Consider the following 14275-nt stretch of genomic DNA (forward strand, 5'->3'; position numbering starts at 1 on the left):
TCGCCATGTGTGAATGCCGGCAACCGTTTCCCCAGGGCAGGCCGCCGACCGTGGTGCGGGCCGAGAGCTCTGCCGACGAAGCGCGCGCCGTCGAGGCCGTGGTGGTGGCCGATCGTGGCCAGTGGGCTGTCGACATCGTCGTCGTCTTCGACGACGGGGTGATCCGCAAGCGGATCAACACCCACCGCACGCGGCGCCGGGCCGACCTGGCCGCTGATCTGATCAAGCGCGCCGCGGAGCGGGAACTGTAGGTGAATCGCAGGGGAGGGCCGTGACCGATACCGCCGTCGAACCGACCGAGCGGGGTGCCACCGACCTGGTGACGCGCCCACAGCCGCTGGGAGTGTTCGGACTTCCCCTGGGATACCTGCTCATCCCGACAGGTCAGGACACCGACGCCGCGCGTGCCGCGCTGCTGACCGGATGCCTGCCCGACGTCTGGCCCGAGCGCATGGCCGCGCACCGGCACGCCTACGACGGCGAACGGGACGCGGCGCTGGCCGCGTTGGACGGCGGCGACGCGGTGTCGTGCTACAACCGCTTCGTTCTTGATCCCGACTCGACCGACCCTGACTCGGTGCGCGCGGGGCTGGGTGATCTCGGGGTGCTCGTCGACGTTGTGCTGTTCGCGCTCGGACGCAGCGACAGCGTGCCCGACGCCGTCGGCTTCGACGGCGAGGTTGCCGCCGCGGTACTGGCCGCCGCGGCATCGGCGGCCGTGGCCGCCGACAGACCCACCGACGCCGTCGCGTTGCTCGACGCCGCCGCACAGGCCGCGACGCCGGTGAGCCGCCCGTTGGCGGGACTGCTGATCGGGGCGGCGGCCGGGCTCTGCCGCGACGCTGGCGACCCGTCCGCGCTGACCCGGCTGGAGCACGCGTTGTCACTGCTCGAGGGCGCCGACGGTCTGCGGGTCGCCCGCGCGGAATTGTATTTGACCGCAGCCGGCATGGTGCACGAGCAGGCCGCGCAGCGGCCAGAGATGATGCCTGCCGCCATCCCGCACTACCACTCGGCGTTACAGCTGATCCGCCGCGAGGACGCGCCGCTGCTATGGGCCTCCGGCCATGCCGACCTGGCCACTGCGTACCTGACCATGCCGATGGTGGAAGCCTCGGGCCAGCTGCGGCTCGGGATCGCCGCGCAGTCGTTGCGGCAGGCGCTGACTGTGTTCACCCGCGACGAGCACCCGCAACGCTGGGCCAGCGTGCAACTCAACCTCGCAAACTCGTTGGTGTACAGCCCGTCCCGGCACCGGCAGGACAATCTCGTGGAGGCGGTTGAGATCTACGAAGCGGTGCTCGGTGCCCGTGATCGCGAGAACGACCCGCACGGCCGAGCCCGGGTGCTGGCCAACCAGGGCAATGTACTCGCCCACCTGGGAATGTTCGATCAGGCCAAGGCCAGGCTTTACGAGGCACGATTCCTGTTCGAGGAACTCGGTGACACCGACTCGGTGCGCTCCGTGCGCGGGGTGCTCGACGAGATCTCCCGGCAGACGGTGCGATGACGCTCGCCGACGACACCGATCTGGACGTGCTGGCGGGTCGTGTCGACGCCGCGGTCGCGGCGCTCTCGGAGCTCGATCCCGCGGCCCGGGCGGCCGCCGAGGAACTCAAGGCCGCACTGGAGGACATTCACCGGGCGGGGCTGGCGACGATCGTGTCCCGGATGCGCGCCGACGACGGTGCGCGTCCACTGTTGTTCGACCTTGTCGACGATCCCGTGGTGCGGCTGCTGCTGACGCTGCACGGCATCATCCGGCCGGATCCGGCCACGCTGGCCGAGCGTGCCCTGGCCGCGGTGCGCCCCCAGCTGCACAGCCACGGTGGCGATGTGGCGCTCGTCCGCGTCGAGGACGGTGTCGCGTTCGTGAGTCTCGAGGGTGCCTGCAACGGCTGCTCGATGTCGTCGGTGACGCTGCGGGAGCTCGTTGAAACCGCACTGCAACAAGGTGTTCCAGGGCTGCGTGCGGTCGAGGTGGTGCCCACCGAACCGTCGCCGGCGTTGATCCCGGTGGAGGCGCTGCGGATACCGCCCCGGCCTGCTGACGACGGCTGGGTGAAGGTGGCGCGTGCCGGCGAGATCCCGGTCGACGACATCAGCGTGCCCGCCGAGGGCATCATCGTGGTCAACCTCGGTCAGCGGCTGTCGGCCTACCGCAACGAGTGCGCGCACGAGGCACTGCCGCTCGACGGGGCGATCATCGACGTGGCATCCGGGACGCTGACGTGCCCCTGGCATGCCTTCTGTTATGACGCGATGTCGGGTGAGTGCCTCTCAGTCCCCGGTGTGCAGCTCGAACAGCTACCGCTGCGCATCGACGACGGGGACGTCTGGGTCCGGGCCGGACGATGAGCCGCTACACAGTGCGGCCCACCGGCGCCGGCCGCCCAGCGGGGCGTGCGCCGACCGGGCTGCTGGCCGGCGAACACAGCGGTGGATGGCACCCGCGGATCTGGCTCGGTGCGCCCGCGCCCGGTGGTCTGGCGCTGCCCCCGGCGACGCCGAGCAGGGCCTGGATGTATTCGCCCCGCGGGGTTTTCGTCGACGATGCGCACGTCGTCGTCGCCGACTCCGGCAACCATCGGGTGTTGATCTGGCATGGCATCCCCGGTGGGGATGAGCAGCCCGCCGATGTGGTGCTCGGTCAACCCGACGGACACACCGAGGGGCGCGCCGCTGCCGGCCGCGGACCCGAGCGCGGCATGAACCTGCCGACCGGCGTCGCAATCGTGGATGGACGGTTGATCGTCGCTGACGCCTGGCATCATCGGATCCTGATCTGGGACGACGTCCCGCAGACCGACGACGTCGCCCCCGATGTGGTGCTCGGCCAGCCCGACGCCGGCTCCGTCGAGCCGAACGCAGGCCGGCCATGCTCGGCGCAAACCTTCTTCTGGCCGTTCGGCGTCGCGGTGCTCGGCGACCGGTTCTGGGTCGCCGACACCGGCAACCGGCGGGTACTGGGCTGGGAGGGCGGTATTCCCGGCCCGGGTGAGCCCGCCGACATCGTGCTCGGCCAACCGTCGTCGAGCGCCCGCGAGGAGAACCGCGGTGAGGGTGTCGGACCGAGAAGTTTCCGCTGGCCGCATGCGATCGCCGGTACAGCGGATCTGTTGCTGGTCGCCGACGCCGGCGATCACCGGGTGCTGGGCTGGTCACCGCAGCCCGCCGGCGACACTGCCGCGAATTCTGTTCTGGGGCAAAAGGATTTTGTCAGCGCGCAGGAATGGCCGTACGGTCCGCACACCGGGGACCGGTTCCGCTTTCCCTACGCGGTGGACCTCGACGGCGACACCCTGGTCATCGCCGACACCGCCAACAACCGGATCCTGATCTGGGATGGGCTGCCGACCGATCCGTTCGGGGGCCGGTCGGCCGATCACGTACTGGCCCAACCTGATTTCGCCGCCAACGGTGAAAACCGGTGGGCCCTGGTCGGGCATGACACGCTGTGCTGGCCGTACGGGGTGAGCCTGCACCGCGACGTGCTGGCGGTTGCCGATTCCGGCAACAACCGCGTGATGCTGTGGCGGCGGTCGTGAGGCCGTGCATCATCCAGCCCGACGAGCAGATCGGCTTCCGGTGGACCACCACAGACGGTGTGCCGACCACACTGACCGAGCTCGTCGTCGATGACGACGAGCCCGAACGATTGGCCGCGACCCACCTGTCGGCGCTCGACGACGAGCTGATCGGCGCGGCGCGGCGGTTCGGTGAGTTTCTCGGCGGGGGAGCGCGGCCGGCAGCGCAGGACCGGGCGGACCTCGCCGAGCTCTACCGCAGTCTCGACGATGCCTGCCTCGACTACGCGCGGGCGGTCGATCATCTCGGTGCCGTGCCCGACGCCCGGGCCGGCAAGATCATCGGCACCTCGGTGCTGATGTCGATTCTGGCTCGTCAGGCGTTGGACATGCTGGGGCCGGTGCCGTTGGACGGTGCACTGGCAGAGCCGACGCCGGGGGTGGTCGGAGGGTACGGCGAGATGGTGCAGGCCGACCCCGCCCGCCCGTGGCGGGGCGGGCGCTGGGTGGTGCGCACAGAGTCGGGGGCGCGGCTGCCGCTCACGCTGTCGATGCTGCTGTTCGACAGCTCAGGCACCAACAAGGATGCCGCGCGCACCGAGCATTGCGCGGCGATGCAGACCGTGGTTCGCGCGGCGGAGCACCCGGACGCGGACCCCTACGAGGTCGCGTGCGCGTTGGACTGGTTGCTCTACGACTACCTGATGGCCCACCGCGACGGACCCGACAGCGCTGAAATCGTCTTCGCCACCGGCCGCGACGGCGACGCCGGCGTTGTGGTCACGGCCGCCGCGGCATCGGTTACCGCGCGGGCGACCTTCGACCCGGCCCTGGGGCTCAGGCCGGGGTGAGCGTGACGTTGTGCAGGGCGATGGCGACGTCGGTCGGCAGGATGTCGACGAACGTCGGCGCGTCGCGCAGCGCGTCCCCGTTGCCGATGATGTTTCCTGGAGATGTTGGGGCGCAGGGAAAGTCCTGGCATCGCAGCCAGAAACCCGGCGGGCTCTGATAGGGCTGCATGCTGGGTGACTGATCGACCCGGTAGCGGCCCGGCGGAATGAATGTCGTCGACCATCCCTCACGTGGTTGGGTGGTGACGCCGAAGACACCGTTGCTGCCGTAGGCGGGCGCGGCGAAGGCCGGGGTTGCGAGGATGCATGCCGATGCTGCGGTGCCGACCGCGACGAGGACGGGAACGCCGACGAACATTTCTTCAGCGTAGCCGGGCCGCTACGGTCCTTGGTCGACTTCGGGCAGCGGGCAAGCTGTCGATCGGCGCCGGCGCCACACCCATCCATCGAACATATGTGCGAGATGTCGACACGTTAGGCTCTGCCCATGCGAGTCGGAGTGCTGGGTGCCAAAGGCAAGGTGGGGGCGGCGATGGTGGCCGGTGTTCAGGCCGCAGACGACCTGACATTCACCACCGGCGTGGACGCAGGGGACCCGCTGGCGGCCTTCGCAGACACCGGTACCGAGGTCGTCATCGACTTCACCCATCCCAGCGTGGTCATGGACAACTTGAAGTTCTTGATCGACAACGGGATTCACGCTGTCGTGGGCACCACCGGCTTCACCGACCAGCGACTCGACGACGTGCGGAGCTGGCTGGTCGACAGGCCCGACGTGTCGGTCCTCATCGCGCCCAACTTCGCGATCGGTGCGGTGCTGTCGATGCACTTTGCGCAGCAGGCCGCAAGGTACTTCGAGTCCGTCGAGGTGATCGAACTGCACCATCCGCACAAGGTCGACGCGCCGTCGGGAACCGCGACGCGCACCGCCCAGCTGATCGCGAAGGCGCGAAAGGGATTGCCGCCCAACCCCGATGCCACCAGTACCGGATTGGACGGAGCGCGCGGGGCCGACGTCGATGGTATCCCGGTGCACTCGGTGCGGCTTTCCGGCATGGTGGCTCACCAGGAGGTGCTGTTCGGCACCGAAGGGGAGACGCTGACGATCCGTCACGACAGCTTCGACCGCACCTCGTTCGTTCCCGGTGTGCTGCTCGCCGTTCGCAAGGTCGCCCAACGCCCCGGGTTGACCATCGGCATCGAACCGCTGCTCGACCTGACATGAGTGACGGAGCGCGCGCACTGCGCATCCAACTGCTGATCGGCTTCATGTGCGTCGCGCTCATCGTCTACTTCGTGCTGCTCGGCCGGACCGCCTGGCTGCTGGTGGCCTCCGGCGAGCCGGCGGCCATCGGCCTGGGCGGCGCGCTGTTCCTGCTGCCCGTCATCGGTCTGTGGGCCATGGTGGCCACAGTGCGGGCCGGCCTGGCACATCAGCGGCTGGCACGCATCATCGGTGCGGAAGGGCTGGAGTTGGACGTCAGCGCGCTGCCGAGGAGGCCGTCGGGACGTATCCGGCGCGACGCGGCCGACGCGTTGTTCGGCCAGGTGCGCGAGGAACTGGAAGCAGATCCGGACAACTGGCGCCGCTGGTACCGGCTGGCGCGCGCCTACGACTACGCCGGTGACCGACCGCGAGCCCGCGAGGCGATGAAGAAGGCCATGCAGCTGGAGGAGGCCGCCCGATGACCAAGACGCTGCTGATCGTGCACCACACGCCCAGCCCGCACTGCCAGGAGATGCTCGAAGCGATCGTCTCCGGAGCGACCGATTCCGAGATCGTCGGTGTCGAGGTGCTTCGCCGGCCGGCGCTGACGGTCTCGCCGGTGGACATGCTGGCGGCCGACGGCTACGTCCTGGGCACACCGGCGAACCTTGGGTACCTTTCCGGAGCGCTCAAGCACGCCTTTGACCAGTCGTACTATCAGCTGCTCGACACCAGCCGGGGCCGGCCTTTCGGTGTGTACATGCACGGCAACGAGGGCACCGAGGGGGCACAGCGCGCACTGGACGGCATCACCACCGGATTGGGTTGGGAGCGGGTCGCCGAGTCGGTGATCGTCTCAGGCAAGCCGACGGCGGCCGATATCGAAGCGTGCTGGAACCTCGGCGCCACAGTGGCCGCAACGGTGATGGGAGACCCGTGATCGGTCGTGGTCTTGACCGCGGTGCCGCACCGGCGGCACGCTGACTGCCACCGCTGATGGACTGACGGAGGAACCCGATGCCCGGTATTGCTGAGATCGCCCTCGCCGGCGCGCCGGTCGCCGGTGGCGCGCTTCTGGGTTTGGCGGCCGGAAACCTGAAAGGCCCCGACATCCGCGGCAACATCGCTGCGGACATGGACCTGCTGCAACGCCTGCCCGACGATCAGGTCCAGCGCCGCGCCGAACTGCAGCGCGTCATCGACCTGCGCATCGACGGGCTGATCGCCGGCATCGACAAGAACCGAGAACTCCGTGAGATGGCGATGTCCTACCGGGGCAACTGGCGCGACATCGTGGTGTTCGTCTGCGCGATCCTGTTCACCATCGTGTGGTGGAACGTCGACCATCACCGGACCAACTGGCTGGTGATGTTCGTCGTGCTGATCATGTTGTCCGTGCTGGCCGGCTTCTACGCGGCTCGCGGCGTTCTGGGCAGCCTGTCGGGCTACCTTCGCGCCCGCAGATCCCCTTAGCTCAGGTGGGCAGCGAAAAACTCGCGGGTGGCGGCCCAGTGCCGCTCGGCCGCCTGCTCATCGAACGGCGCATTGTCGGGCACGGCGAACCCGTGCAGCGCGTCATACCACTCGATGGTGTGCTGCACGCCTGCGTCGCTGAATGCCTTGTCCAAGGTCTCGGCGTCGGACTTGGTGAAACCCCGATCATCGCGCGCCCCACCGATATACACCGCAGCTCGGATCTGCTCGGCGAACAGATGTGGGCTGTCGGCGTCCTCGGTCACCAGCCCGCCGCCGTGAAACGACATCGCCGCGGCGATTCGATCGGCCACCCGGCCGGCCACGATCAACGACGTCCGTCCCCCCATGCAGTAGCCCGTTGTGCCGAAGGTGCTCCCGCGCACCTCCGGTCGCGCCGCCAGGTAGTCGAAGAACGCGTGCGCGTCGGCGGTCATCAGCTCGGGCGTCACTTTCGACATCATCGAGAACAGCCGCTGCCGCTCCTGCGCGTCGGTGAACACCGTGTCCATCGAGAACGGCGCCCATCGACCCTCGCGGTAATACATATCGGGAACGAGCACGGCGTACCCGAAGCCGGCGAGGCGGTCGGCCATCGTCCGGAACAGCTCCCGCGCGCCTCCGGCGTCGGGGTACATCACCACGGCGCGCCATGGACCGGGTCCGTCGGGGGTGTGCAGGCTGACCGGGCAGGAGCCGTCGGCGGTGCGGACGGCGTCGTTGATCGTCGGCATGGTTCTAGTTCTACTCCTGGTGTCCCACGTAAGCTGACCAGGTGCCGATCGCCACGCCTTATGAGGACTTGCTGCGCCTGGTGCTCGACACCGGTGTCGCCAAATCGGACCGGACCGGAACCGGGACCCACAGCGTGTTCGGCCATCAGATGCGTTACGACCTCACCGCGGGTTTTCCGCTGATCACCACCAAGAAGGTGCACACCAAGTCGGTGATCTATGAGTTGCTGTGGTTCTTGCGCGGCGACTCCAATGTGCGCTGGCTGCAGGAGCACGGCGTCACGATCTGGGACGAATGGGCCTCGCCGACGGGCGATCTGGGCCCCGTCTACGGTGTGCAGTGGCGGTCCTGGCCGACCCCGTCCGGGGATCACATCGACCAGATCAGTGCCGCTCTTGAGCTGCTGCGCCGTGATCCCGACTCCCGCCGCAACATCGTCTCGGCGTGGAATGTCGGGGAAATCCCGCAGATGGCGCTGCCGCCCTGTCACGCGTTCTTTCAGTTCTACGTCGCCGACGGACGCTTGTCGTGCCAGCTGTACCAGCGCAGCGCCGATCTGTTCCTCGGGGTACCGTTCAACATCGCCAGCTACGCGTTGCTCACCCACATGATGGCCGCCCAGGCCGGCCTTTCGGTGGGGGAGTTCATCTGGACCGGAGGGGACTGTCACATCTACGACAACCATGTCGAACAGGTCACCGAACAACTGTCACGCGAACCGCGTCGGTATCCTGAACTTGTTCTTGGGCAACGTGATTCGATCTTCGACTACACCTACGACGACGTGGTGATCAAGAATTATGATCCACACCCCGCGATCAAGGCCCCGGTGGCGGTGTGAGCCTGGGTTTGATCTGGGCGCAGTCGACATCGGGAGTCATCGGTCGAGGCGGCGCCATCCCGTGGCGGCTCCCCGAGGATCTGGCCCGGTTCAAGGAACTCACCATGGGCCACACCGTCATCATGGGGCGGTTGACCTGGGAATCGTTGCCCGCCTCGGTGCGGCCGCTGCCGGGACGGCGCAGTGTGGTGGTCAGCCGAACGGCCGACTACCGGGCCGAGGGCGCCGAGGTGGTGACCGACCTGCAGGATGCGCCGCTCGGTGACGCCTGGGTGATCGGCGGTGCGCAGATCTACGGATTGGCCATGCCGATGGCCACCCGGTGCGAGATCACCGAGGTCGACGTCGACCTGCGCCGGGAGGACCACGACGTGCTCGCGCCGGTGCTCGACGAAGCCTGGACCGGCACCGAAGGTGCGTGGCAGGACAGCGCTTCGGGGCTGCGGTATCGGTTCTACAGCTTCGTCCGGACGTGACGCTGACCCTAGCGCAGGCACGCCGTATTGCCGTGGCAGCACAGGGTTTCCACGAAGCCAAGCCCGCCGGCGCGGTCACCCGCGCCCACCTCAAGCGGCTGATTGCGCGGGTGCAGGTCCTGCAATTGGACTCGGTGTCGGTGTCGGTACGCGCGCACTACGCACCGGTGTTCAGTCGGTTGGGGCCCTATGACCGCAATCTGCTCGACCGTGCGGCGTGGAGCCACTCGCCGCGGTCACCTCGGCTGCTCGTGGAGTATTGGGCCCACGAGGCTGCGCTGATGGCCGTCGATGACTGGCCCCTGCTGCGGTGGCGGATGCGCGAGTACACCCACGGCCGCTGGGGGGCCGAGATCGTCAAGCGCAACGCCAAGCTGGCCGAGGATGTCGTCGCCGCGGTCACGGTGCTCGGCCCGTCCACCGCCGGACAGATCGAGGCATACCTGGAGGCAGAACCGCGCGGCCGCAAGGGTCCGTGGTGGGATCGCAGTGACACCAAATGGGTTGCCGAGGCGCTGTGGTCATCCGGCGTGCTCACCACGGCCACCCGAGTCGGCTTCGCCCGGCACTATGACCTGACCGAGCGTGTGCTGCCCGCCGATGTGGTGCACCGCCAGGTCGAAGACGACGAAGCCATTCGCGCACTGGTGCTGCGCGCCGCCACCGCACTCGGCGTGGCCACCGAAGCCGACCTGCGCGACTATTTCCGGCTCAGCGCCCGGCAGGTCAAACCTGCCCTTGCCGCACTGGTTGCCGACGGCGAGCTCGAACCCGTTGATGTCGAGAGCTGGAGCACACCGGCCTATCTGAGGGTGGGACAGTCGATTCCGCGCCGTGACCGCGGAACTGCCCTGTTGTGCCCGTTCGATCCGTTGATCTTCTTCCGACCCCGGGTGGAGCGGTTGTTCGGATTCTTTTACCGCTTGGAGATTTATACCCCGGCGCCACGCCGCCAGTTCGGCTACTACGTCTGGCCGTTCCTGCTCGACGGCACACTCGTGGGCCGGGTGGACTTGAAGCGCACCGGGGACGCCCTACACGTTGTCGGCGCCTTCGGCGAGAATGGGGTCGACACGGCGCGGGTGGCCGCAGCGCTGGCCGGCGAACTGCGCGCCATGGCCGACTGGTTGACGGTTGGCGACGTGACGGTAGGGGAGCGCGGCGACCTGGTCGATGCGCTCAGACGTTTGTTGGTGTGACAGCGAGGTGGTGGCGGTGATCCGCGGGTGGTGGAGCCAAGCCGACCAGTTCGACTGGTTCACGGTCTACCTCCGCGACCGCGGACTCCAGCAGCGCTGGCGGTTGGCCACCTTCGGTGTCACAGCGCTGCTGGCAGCACTGCCGATCGTGTTGCTGGGCAGCCCAGCCGGCCCAGATCACCTGCTGACCCGATCGGTGGCGATCGCGTCCGCGGTGTGCGCTTTGGCCGCCTCGGTGGTGTGGCTGCGGCGGTGGCCGACGCGCAACCAGTCGCTGGCCTACAACGTGGTGTGCTCGATGTGTATCGCCGCGACGTGCCTGGCGCTGTCGAACCCGTACGCCGGGTTGAACGGTGGCGTGCTCTTCGCCGCCGTCGGCGGTCTGCTCGCCTACTTCCATGCGCTGGGCCATATGTTGTTCAACCTCAGTCTCGCGGTGGTGTGCTCGGCCATCACCGCGACTCGACTGCTGAGCGCGACCGGGGACGTGGGGCTGACCGCCTCGTCTCTGATGATCGTGCTCGCCCTCAACCTCGGTGTGCCGTTCGGTATCCAGGCGCTGGTCCACACGCTGCGCATCGACCTGCGCAACTCTGACCGCGATTCGCTGACCGGGTTGCTCGATCGGCGCGGCTTCTACAACGCGGTCTACGAGCTGACCGTCAACCGTCCGACCGGCGGGTGCCTGAACGTGACGATGGTGGACCTGGACCAGTTCAAGAAGATCAACGACAATCACGGCCACGCCGCGGGAGACCGGGTGCTCGTCGACGTCGCCACCGTGCTGCGGCAGAATGCCCGTCCCGACGCGATACTCGGCAGGCTCGGTGGCGAGGAGTTCGTGATCGCCGACACCGCTGATCCCTCCCACCATGCGGCCACCATCGAGCGTATCCGGGTGGGGATCGAGGCCTCGCCCGTCAGTGTCACGGCGAGCTTCGGCACCTGTACCGTGCCCGCCGACGCCGTGCTGGCCCGGCAGCACCCGGGGTTCGTCGAAACGCTCATCCAGGTCGCCGATGTGGCGATGTATCGGTCCAAGCGGGCCGGCGGAAACCGTATCGAACACCAACAGCTGGATCGTCTCGCGTCGGAATGACCGGTCGGTATCGGGCGGCCCTGGTTGACTGATGCCATGGACGTCTTGCGCACCCCCGAGGAGCGTTTCACCGATCTGCCCGGGTTCGCCTTCGCGCCGCACTACGTCGAGATCGGCGGCCTGCGCATGCACTATGTCGACGAAGGCCCGCGCAGTGCTGCGGTGGTGCTGTTGCTGCACGGGGAGCCGTCGTGGAGTTACCTGTACCGCACCATGATCCCCGTGCTCGTCGAGGCCGGGCTGCGTGCCGTGGCGATCGACCTCGTCGGATTCGGCCGCAGCGACAAGCCGACGCGGCGGCAGGACTACACCTACCAGGCGCACGTGGACTGGACGTGGGCCGCGATCGAGGCGATCGGGCTGTCCGAGATAACCCTGGTGTGTCAAGACTGGGGCGGGCTGATCGGCTTGCGGCTGGTCGGGGAACACTCCGATCGATTCGCCCGAGTCGTGGCCGCCAACACCACGCTGCCGACCGGCGATCAACATCCCGGCGAGGCGTTTCTGGCCTGGCAGCGGTTCAGTCAGCAGACCCCGGACTTTCCGGTCGGCACGATTGTCGACGGCGGCTGCGTGTCGACGTTGCCGCCGGAGGTCATCGCCGCCTACGACGCCCCGTTTCCCGACGACTCGTACAAGGCCGGCGCCCGGCAGTTCCCGACATTGGTGCCCACCAGCCCCGACGACCCGGCCGCCGAGGCGAACCGGGCGGCATGGACAGAGCTGCGCCGGTTCGAGCGGCCGTTTCTGTGTGCTTTCTCCGATTCCGACCCCATCACCCGCGGCGCCGACGCGCCGCTGCGCAAGCTGATCCCCGGCGCGGCCGGTCAGGCACACACGACCATCGTCGGCGGCGGGCATTTCCTGCAGGAGGACAAAGGGCCCGAACTCGCGGCGGTCGTCGTCGACTTCATCGGTGCGACCCCAACCGGCTAGCGCCACTTCAGCGCTGCAGCGCTATGGCTGCGTCCGTCACCGCTATCCTCATGCGGGCGAATTAGCAAGCTGCGCATGGTTATGGCGGGAGAACCTGTCCTTTTACGATACGCTCTACGCCGCGCTGGCGCAGTACCTGACCGTGCCAGCGCTGACCAGCGACGCGCGTCTGGCGGCTGCTCCCGGGCCGCCGCCCGACCGCGCGTTAGGCTCGGCCGGTGGCCGAGATCGCGCCGCTGCGGGTGCAGCTGATCGCCAAGACCGAGTTCTTCGCTCCGCCGGAGGTGCCGTGGAGCACCGACGCCGAGGGCGGCGAAGCGCTCACCGAGTTCGCCGGCCGCGCTTGCTACCAGAGCTGGGACAAGCCCAACCCCCGCACCGCAACCAACGAGTCCTACCTGCGTCACATCATCGACGTCGGCCACTTCTCGGTGCTCGAACATGGCTCAGCGTCCTTCTACATCACCGGCATCTCGCGTTCTTGCACGCACGAACTGATCCGTCACCGGCACTTCTCCTACTCGCAGCTGTCGCAACGGTACGTACCCGAGCACGACGCCGAGGTGGTCGCACCGCCCGGTATCGACGGCGATCCCGAGCTGACCGAGATCTTCACCGCTGCCGTTGATGCCGGGCGGGCCGCCTATAGCGAGTTGTTGCACCGGCTGGAGGCGAAGTTCGCCGATGAGCCCAACGCAGTGTTGCGTCGCAAGCAGGCCCGCCAGGCTGCCCGCGCGGTGCTGCCCAATGCCACCGAGACCCGCATCGTGGTCACCGGCAACTTTCGGGCTTGGCGGCACTTCGTCGCCATGCGCGCCAGCGAACACGCTGACGTCGAGATCCGTCGGTTGGCCATCGAGTGTCTGCGCCGCCTTGTCGACGTCGCACCCGCGGTGTTTTCCGACTTCGAGATCACCGTGCTGGCCGACGGCACCGAGGTGGCAACCAGTCCGCTGGCAACGGAGGTCTGAGGCCTGCAATGCAGTCGTGGCGTGCCCGATCCACCAGGTAACCTATCTGCCCGTGAGTACCAGCGGATTCGACGTCACTGCCCGATTGGGCACCTTGTTGACCGCGATGGTTACTCCGTTCAAGCCGGACGGCACCCTTGATCTGGACACCGCGGCGCGACTGGCCACCCGGCTGGTGGACGCCGGTTGCGACGGGCTGGTGATCTCAGGCACCACCGGGGAGTCGCCGACCACCACCGACGACGAGAAGATCGCGCTGCTGCGCAGGGTGGTGGAAACCGTCGGCGACCGCGCCAGGATCGTCGCCGGAGCCGGTACCTACGACACCGCACACAGTGTGCAGCTGGCCAGGCGCTGTGCCGACGCCGGTGCGCACGGGCTGCTGGTGGTCACCCCCTACTACTCGCGGCCACCCCAGTCGGGCCTGGTGGCACACTTCAGCGCGGTCGCCGATGCCACCGACCTTCCGGTCATTCTCTACGACATTCCGCCCCGCTCGGTGGTACCGATCACCTGGGAGACCATGCGCCGGCTGGCCGAGCACCCCAACATCGTCGGGGTCAAAGACGCCAAAGCCGACCTGCCGGGCGCGGCTGCGATCATGGCCGAAACCGGGCTGGCTTACTACTCCGGTGACGACGCCCTGAACCTGCCCTGGCTCGCAATGGGCGCGGTCGGCTTCATCAGCGTCTGGGGCCACGTGGCCGCAAGTCAGTTGCGGGACCTGTTGAGCGCCTTCAACTCCGGAGACCTCACCACTGCGCGCAAGATCGCAGTGACGCTGAACCCGCTCAACGCGGCTCAATTGCGGCTCGGCGGGGTCACGTTGTCCAAGGCGGGCTTGCGACTGCAGGGCTTCGACGCCGGAGACCCGCGCCTACCGCAGATGCCGGCCGACGACGAACAACTGCAGGCGTTGGCCGCCGATCTGCGCGCCGCCTCGGTGCTGCGGTAGCGGGG

Annotated in this window: 18 protein-coding genes; 16 read left to right on the forward strand and 2 right to left on the reverse strand. The window is 68.1% G+C overall.

From position 1 onward, the window contains the following. The first annotated feature begins 5 nt into the window (after positions 1-5). Genes KXD98_RS10355 through KXD98_RS10375 form a run of 5 tightly spaced genes read left to right on the forward strand, consistent with a single transcriptional unit; the run spans position 6 to position 4378 of the window. Entirely contained in the window at positions 6-251 is a 246-nt protein-coding gene (locus KXD98_RS10355) for a hypothetical protein (RefSeq protein WP_260765112.1), read from the forward strand. Positions 252-271: 20 nt separating this feature from the next. Further along, positions 272-1510 (forward strand): tetratricopeptide repeat protein, encoded by a 1239-nt coding sequence (locus KXD98_RS10360; protein ID WP_260764043.1) that lies wholly within the window; start codon positions 272-274, stop codon positions 1508-1510. After that, positions 1507-2358 (forward strand): NifU family protein, encoded by an 852-nt coding sequence (locus KXD98_RS10365; RefSeq protein ID WP_260764046.1) that lies wholly within the window; start codon positions 1507-1509, stop codon positions 2356-2358. Before KXD98_RS10360 ends, KXD98_RS10365 begins: the two co-directional genes overlap by 4 nt. Further along, positions 2355-3548 (forward strand): NHL repeat-containing protein, encoded by a 1194-nt coding sequence (locus tag KXD98_RS10370; RefSeq protein WP_260764048.1) that lies wholly within the window; start codon positions 2355-2357, stop codon positions 3546-3548. The genes KXD98_RS10365 and KXD98_RS10370 overlap by 4 nt, the downstream gene beginning before the upstream one ends. Next, positions 3545-4378, forward strand: a complete 834-nt coding sequence (locus KXD98_RS10375; RefSeq protein ID WP_260764050.1) for a hypothetical protein — start codon at positions 3545-3547, stop codon at positions 4376-4378. The genes KXD98_RS10370 and KXD98_RS10375 overlap by 4 nt, the downstream gene beginning before the upstream one ends. Here KXD98_RS10375 and KXD98_RS10380 read toward each other — a convergent pair. Beyond that, positions 4365-4736 carry a hypothetical protein gene (locus KXD98_RS10380; protein ID WP_260764052.1) on the reverse strand — a complete coding sequence of 124 codons (372 nt, stop codon included), beginning with the start codon at positions 4734-4736 and terminating at the stop codon, positions 4365-4367. The genes KXD98_RS10375 and KXD98_RS10380 overlap by 14 nt on opposite strands. Before the next feature lie 129 nt (positions 4737-4865). Here KXD98_RS10380 and dapB point away from each other — a divergent pair, with 129 nt between their 5' ends. The 4 genes from dapB (at position 4866) to KXD98_RS10400 (ending at position 7058) form a co-directional block, all read left to right on the forward strand. Beyond that, entirely contained in the window at positions 4866-5603 is a 738-nt protein-coding gene (gene dapB / locus KXD98_RS10385; protein WP_260764055.1) for a 4-hydroxy-tetrahydrodipicolinate reductase, read from the forward strand. Next, positions 5600-6067: a hypothetical protein gene (locus KXD98_RS10390; RefSeq protein WP_260764057.1), complete on the forward strand. Its 468-nt coding sequence runs from the start codon at positions 5600-5602 to the stop codon at positions 6065-6067. Before dapB ends, KXD98_RS10390 begins: the two co-directional genes overlap by 4 nt. Next, a complete protein-coding gene (locus KXD98_RS10395; RefSeq protein WP_260764059.1) occupies positions 6064-6525 on the forward strand; it encodes a flavodoxin family protein in 462 nt (153 codons plus the stop codon). The genes KXD98_RS10390 and KXD98_RS10395 overlap by 4 nt, the downstream gene beginning before the upstream one ends. A 77-nt stretch (positions 6526-6602) precedes the next feature. Then, entirely contained in the window at positions 6603-7058 is a 456-nt protein-coding gene (locus KXD98_RS10400; protein ID WP_260764062.1) for a hypothetical protein, read from the forward strand. Here the strand turns inward: KXD98_RS10400 and KXD98_RS10405 are convergent. Continuing rightward, on the reverse strand, positions 7055-7792 hold the full coding sequence (locus KXD98_RS10405; protein ID WP_260764064.1) for a dienelactone hydrolase family protein: 738 nt from the start codon (positions 7790-7792) through the stop codon (positions 7055-7057). The two genes, KXD98_RS10400 and KXD98_RS10405, sit on opposite strands and share 4 nt — an antisense overlap. A 41-nt stretch (positions 7793-7833) precedes the next feature. On the opposite strand from KXD98_RS10405, the gene KXD98_RS10410 reads away from it, so the two are divergent. From KXD98_RS10410 to dapA, 7 genes are all read left to right on the forward strand, one after another. Beyond that, positions 7834-8634, forward strand: coding sequence for a thymidylate synthase (locus KXD98_RS10410; RefSeq protein ID WP_260764066.1), 801 nt, complete (start codon positions 7834-7836; stop codon positions 8632-8634). Continuing rightward, positions 8631-9110, forward strand: a complete 480-nt coding sequence (locus KXD98_RS10415; protein WP_260764068.1) for a dihydrofolate reductase — start codon at positions 8631-8633, stop codon at positions 9108-9110. Before KXD98_RS10410 ends, KXD98_RS10415 begins: the two co-directional genes overlap by 4 nt. Continuing rightward, positions 9107-10309 carry a winged helix-turn-helix domain-containing protein gene (locus tag KXD98_RS10420; RefSeq protein WP_260764070.1) on the forward strand — a complete coding sequence of 401 codons (1203 nt, stop codon included), beginning with the start codon at positions 9107-9109 and terminating at the stop codon, positions 10307-10309. Before KXD98_RS10415 ends, KXD98_RS10420 begins: the two co-directional genes overlap by 4 nt. Before the next feature lie 10 nt (positions 10310-10319). Beyond that, complete coding sequence (locus tag KXD98_RS10425) at positions 10320-11408, forward strand: diguanylate cyclase (RefSeq protein ID WP_260764072.1); 1089 nt, start codon at positions 10320-10322, stop codon at positions 11406-11408. Between the two features lie 36 nt (positions 11409-11444). Beyond that, entirely contained in the window at positions 11445-12344 is a 900-nt protein-coding gene (locus tag KXD98_RS10430; protein WP_260764074.1) for a haloalkane dehalogenase, read from the forward strand. Positions 12345-12562: 218 nt separating this feature from the next. After that, entirely contained in the window at positions 12563-13315 is a 753-nt protein-coding gene (gene thyX, locus KXD98_RS10435; protein ID WP_260764076.1) for an FAD-dependent thymidylate synthase, read from the forward strand. A 52-nt stretch (positions 13316-13367) separates the two neighbouring features. Then, positions 13368-14270: a 4-hydroxy-tetrahydrodipicolinate synthase gene (gene dapA / locus KXD98_RS10440; protein WP_260764078.1), complete on the forward strand. Its 903-nt coding sequence runs from the start codon at positions 13368-13370 to the stop codon at positions 14268-14270. Positions 14271-14275: the final 5 nt, after the last annotated feature.

This window comes from Mycobacterium sp. SMC-4, from assembly GCF_025263265.1.
Lineage (GTDB): Bacteria > Actinomycetota > Actinomycetes > Mycobacteriales > Mycobacteriaceae > Mycobacterium.

Bases quoted from the DNA above. Each gene is read 5' to 3' on its own strand.
- KXD98_RS10365 (WP_260764046.1), top strand. From the start codon at position 1,507: ATGACGCTCGCCGACGACACCGATCTGGACGTGCTGGCGGGTCGTGTC.
- KXD98_RS10430 (WP_260764074.1), top strand. From the start codon at position 11,445: ATGGACGTCTTGCGCACCCCCGAGGAGCGTTTCACCGATCTGCCCGGG.
- KXD98_RS10355 (WP_260765112.1), top strand. From the start codon at position 6: ATGTGTGAATGCCGGCAACCGTTTCCCCAGGGCAGGCCGCCGACCGTG.
- KXD98_RS10380 (WP_260764052.1), bottom strand. From the start codon at position 4,736: ATGTTCGTCGGCGTTCCCGTCCTCGTCGCGGTCGGCACCGCAGCATCG.
- KXD98_RS10405 (WP_260764064.1), bottom strand. From the start codon at position 7,792: ATGCCGACGATCAACGACGCCGTCCGCACCGCCGACGGCTCCTGCCCG.
- dapB (WP_260764055.1), top strand. From the start codon at position 4,866: ATGCGAGTCGGAGTGCTGGGTGCCAAAGGCAAGGTGGGGGCGGCGATG.
- KXD98_RS10370 (WP_260764048.1), top strand. From the start codon at position 2,355: ATGAGCCGCTACACAGTGCGGCCCACCGGCGCCGGCCGCCCAGCGGGG.
- KXD98_RS10395 (WP_260764059.1), top strand. From the start codon at position 6,064: ATGACCAAGACGCTGCTGATCGTGCACCACACGCCCAGCCCGCACTGC.
- KXD98_RS10400 (WP_260764062.1), top strand. From the start codon at position 6,603: ATGCCCGGTATTGCTGAGATCGCCCTCGCCGGCGCGCCGGTCGCCGGT.
- KXD98_RS10390 (WP_260764057.1), top strand. From the start codon at position 5,600: ATGAGTGACGGAGCGCGCGCACTGCGCATCCAACTGCTGATCGGCTTC.